The sequence below is a fragment of the Streptomyces sp. NRRL S-495 genome, assembly GCF_000966955.1.
GTDB lineage: Bacteria > Actinomycetota > Actinomycetes > Streptomycetales > Streptomycetaceae > Kitasatospora > Kitasatospora purpeofusca.
In genome coordinates this window covers 1-2,945 of sequence record NZ_JZWY01000419.1, presented here as the reverse complement: position 1 = coordinate 2,945, position 2,945 = coordinate 1, and the positions used below count along the sequence as shown (strand labels likewise).

At 74.6% G+C, this 2,945-nt stretch carries 5 protein-coding genes; all 5 read left to right on the top strand.

The features are described 5' to 3' along the window. The first annotated feature begins 293 nt into the window (after window positions 1–293). Window positions 294–806: a hypothetical protein gene (locus VR45_RS22025; protein ID WP_045941530.1), complete on the top strand. Its 513-nt coding sequence runs from the start codon at window positions 294–296 to the stop codon at window positions 804–806. A gap of 47 nt (window positions 807–853) precedes the next feature. Continuing rightward, window positions 854–931 (top strand): putative leader peptide, encoded by a 78-nt coding sequence (locus VR45_RS50625; RefSeq protein ID WP_106981192.1) that lies wholly within the window; start codon window positions 854–856, stop codon window positions 929–931. A gap of 331 nt (window positions 932–1,262) precedes the next feature. Next, complete coding sequence (locus VR45_RS22020; protein WP_052709276.1) at window positions 1,263–1,838, top strand: cysteine dioxygenase family protein; 576 nt, start codon at window positions 1,263–1,265, stop codon at window positions 1,836–1,838. Beyond that, entirely contained in the window at window positions 1,835–2,254 is a 420-nt protein-coding gene (locus VR45_RS22015) for a rhodanese-like domain-containing protein (RefSeq protein ID WP_045941531.1), read from the top strand. Before VR45_RS22020 ends, VR45_RS22015 begins: the two co-directional genes overlap by 4 nt. Window positions 2,255–2,511: 257 nt before the next feature. Further along, window positions 2,512–2,945 (top strand): ATP-binding cassette domain-containing protein (locus tag VR45_RS22010; protein ID WP_045941529.1); only part of this gene is annotated, 434 nt, incomplete at its 3' end.

Genomic DNA, 2,945 nt, shown 5'->3' with positions numbered 1-2,945 from the left:
GGTGGGGACGCGCCGTTCGCCGCGGCGGCCGCGTTCGCCACGGTCAAATGGCTGCTGCTGCTCCCCTCGGGGGCGGTCGCGGTCGTGGTGTGCGGCGCCACCGTGCACCGGTCGGTCCGCGGGCTGCTGCTGCGGTGGTCGGAGAGCGGCGGGGGTGGGTCGAGGCAAGGGCGGGAGGCCGCGTACGGGCAGCGGGGGCGGGAGGCCGACGGGAGCGCCGCGCGCGGACGGGGCGGGGCCGGGGCGGCGGCGCGACCGGAAGCGGAGCCGGCAGCGAGGGCGGGCGGACGCCGTTGCGCGGGCTGGCGGCGCGGCTGGCCGAGCGGCTGTCCGCGCGGGCGGTCGTGGTCGGCGACATCGTGTATCCGTGGCCGCTGGAGCTCGGAGGCTCCGACGGCGGCCCGTCGGCCCGACACGGCACGCTGATCGTCGCGCAGGCCGTGCTGACCCCCGACATGCCGTACGAGCTGCACGCCTACGCGATGGGCGATCCGGCCTTCCCGTACGACGGCGCCGGTGACCAGTGGTTCGACCACCGGCAGTTCGACGCCTACCAGACCCTCGGCCGGTACCTGGGCGAGCAGGCGGGCCCGGCCGTCGAAGCGGCGCTGGCCGGGACGGCAGGAGGAACAGCGGCGGAAAGGGGAGCGGGGGCGAGCAAAGGAACGACGGCGGCCAAGGGCGGCAGGGCCGACCGGCCGGGCCGGGGTCCGAACCGGAGCGGGACCGTCCCGGGCCCAGGGACGGCGCCCGACGCCGAACGGTCCCCGACCGCGTCCGACCAGGGACGCGACGGGCGGCCGTGACCGCGCTCGCTTGACTCGTGCCCGTCCCGTCGGGAAGGATCCGGCGCATGGACACCGGCACCACTCTGGTCTGCCGCCTGCACGTCGACCTCCGACGCCAGGCGAGTTCCATCTGTGCCTGTTGACCTTGTTCCTTCCCGCCGGTTCCGCCCTGTGACTTTCGCCAGGGCCCGCGCCGCGCACCCGCTCTCCTGACGCCACGCCGCCCGGCACGACCGTGCCGCCCCGCCGGTCCGACCGGTGCGGCACGCACCCGCCACCGGCTCCGGCACGGATCCCGCGCCACCGCACCGCACGGCACCGCACGGCACCGCACGGCACCGCACGGCACCGCACGGCACCGCACGGCAACGAGCAGTCCCGCCCGCGCCCCACCGCACCATGTCCCACCACGGCGCGCGGGCAGCACGGCGAACCGCTCCACGACCACCGCCCGCCCGTCCCGAGGACACCCACATGAACCTGGACCTCGCACTCGACACGCCCACCGCCGTCACGATCCCGCCGACGCCGGCACCCGCACCGACCCGCGCACCCGCAGCGACAGACACTCTCGCCCCCGCCGGGGAGGGCCGGACGCCGCTCACTCCGAACACACTGCGGGAGATCGTCCGCGAGCTGGCCGAGCAGCCCGAGCAGTGGATCCACCACGTCCGCCTCTCCACCGAGGAGCGCTGGTACCGGCGGCTGGCCGCCGACGAGGACCACGAGGTCTGGCTGATCAGCTGGCTGCCCGGCCAGTCCACGGGCTTCCACGACCACGGCGGCTCGCGCGGAGCGTTCACCGTCGCGCTGGGCGAGTTGGAGGAACTGTCGCTGGGCGGTCCCGAGCAGGGACTGCTGATCCGGCGGATCGGCTCCGGCACTACCCGCGCCTTCGGCCCCGAGTACGTGCACGACGTCCGCAACACCGCGTCCGGCCCGGCCGTGACGCTGCACGCCTACTCCCCGCCGCTCAGCTCCATGGCGCACTACGAACTGCGGGCCGGTGGCCTGGTCCGCACCTCCGAGGAAGGACCCGACCAGTGGTGACCACGATCGACGACCTGGTGGCCCGCGCGCGGGAAGGGGTGCACCGCCCCGGCCCGGACGAGGCGCTCCGGGCGCAGCGCTCCGGCGCGCTGCTGGTGGACATCCGCCCGGCGGCGCAGCGCGCGGCCGAGGGGGAGATCCCCGACACGCTGATCATCGAGCGCAATGTGCTGGAGTGGCGGCTCGACCCGACGGGCAGTCACCGGATCCCGCAGGCCACCGGCTACGACCTGGAGGTGGTCGTGGTGTGCTCGGAGGGGTACGCGTCGAGCCTGGCCGCCGCGTCGTTGCGCGAGCTGGGCCTGCACCGGGCGACCGATCTGGACGGCGGCTTCGTCGCCTGGGCGGCGGCCGGACTGCCGACCCGTCAGGGAGACCGTCAGGGAGGCGGCCAGGGAGGCGGCCAGGAAGGCTGAGGGTTCGACGCTTCGGAGAGCACGCGCCTCGCGCTCCCCGCGTGCGCGTCGGCCGCTCCTGGTGAATCCGACCACGCCCGGTAAATCAGGGACACCGGGTTCACCAGGTCATAGGCTGATCAGAGTTTCCGCCGGTCCGAAGGCGGGCAACCACGCGACCGACAGGCACACCACAGCGACAGGCCGACGGACCGGCACAGCGACAGACACCACCATCGGCGCCGCCACCGGGGGCCGCCGAGACGAGGAAATCCCCCGTGATCAGATTCGACGGCGCGGGCAAGCGCCACCCCGACGGCACGGTCGCCGTCGAGGGCCTCGACCTCGACGTCCCCACCGGGCGGACGACCGTGCTGGTCGGCCCGTCCGGCTGCGGGAAGACGACCCTGCTGCGGATGGTCAACCGCATGGTCGAACCGACCTCGGGGCGGGTCCTGCTGGACGGCACCGATGTGGCGGCGCTCGACCCGGCCAAGCTGCGGCGCGGCATCGGCTATGTGATCCAGCAGGCCGGGCTGTTCCCGCACCGGCGGGTGATCGACAACATCGCGACCGTTCCCTATCTGCTCGGCTGGGACCGGAAGAAGGCCCGCGCCAGGGCGGCCGAACTGCTCGACCTGGTGGGGCTGGCACCCGAGACCGCCAAGCGCTACCCGTTCCAGCTCTCCGGCGGCCAGCAGCAGCGCGTGGG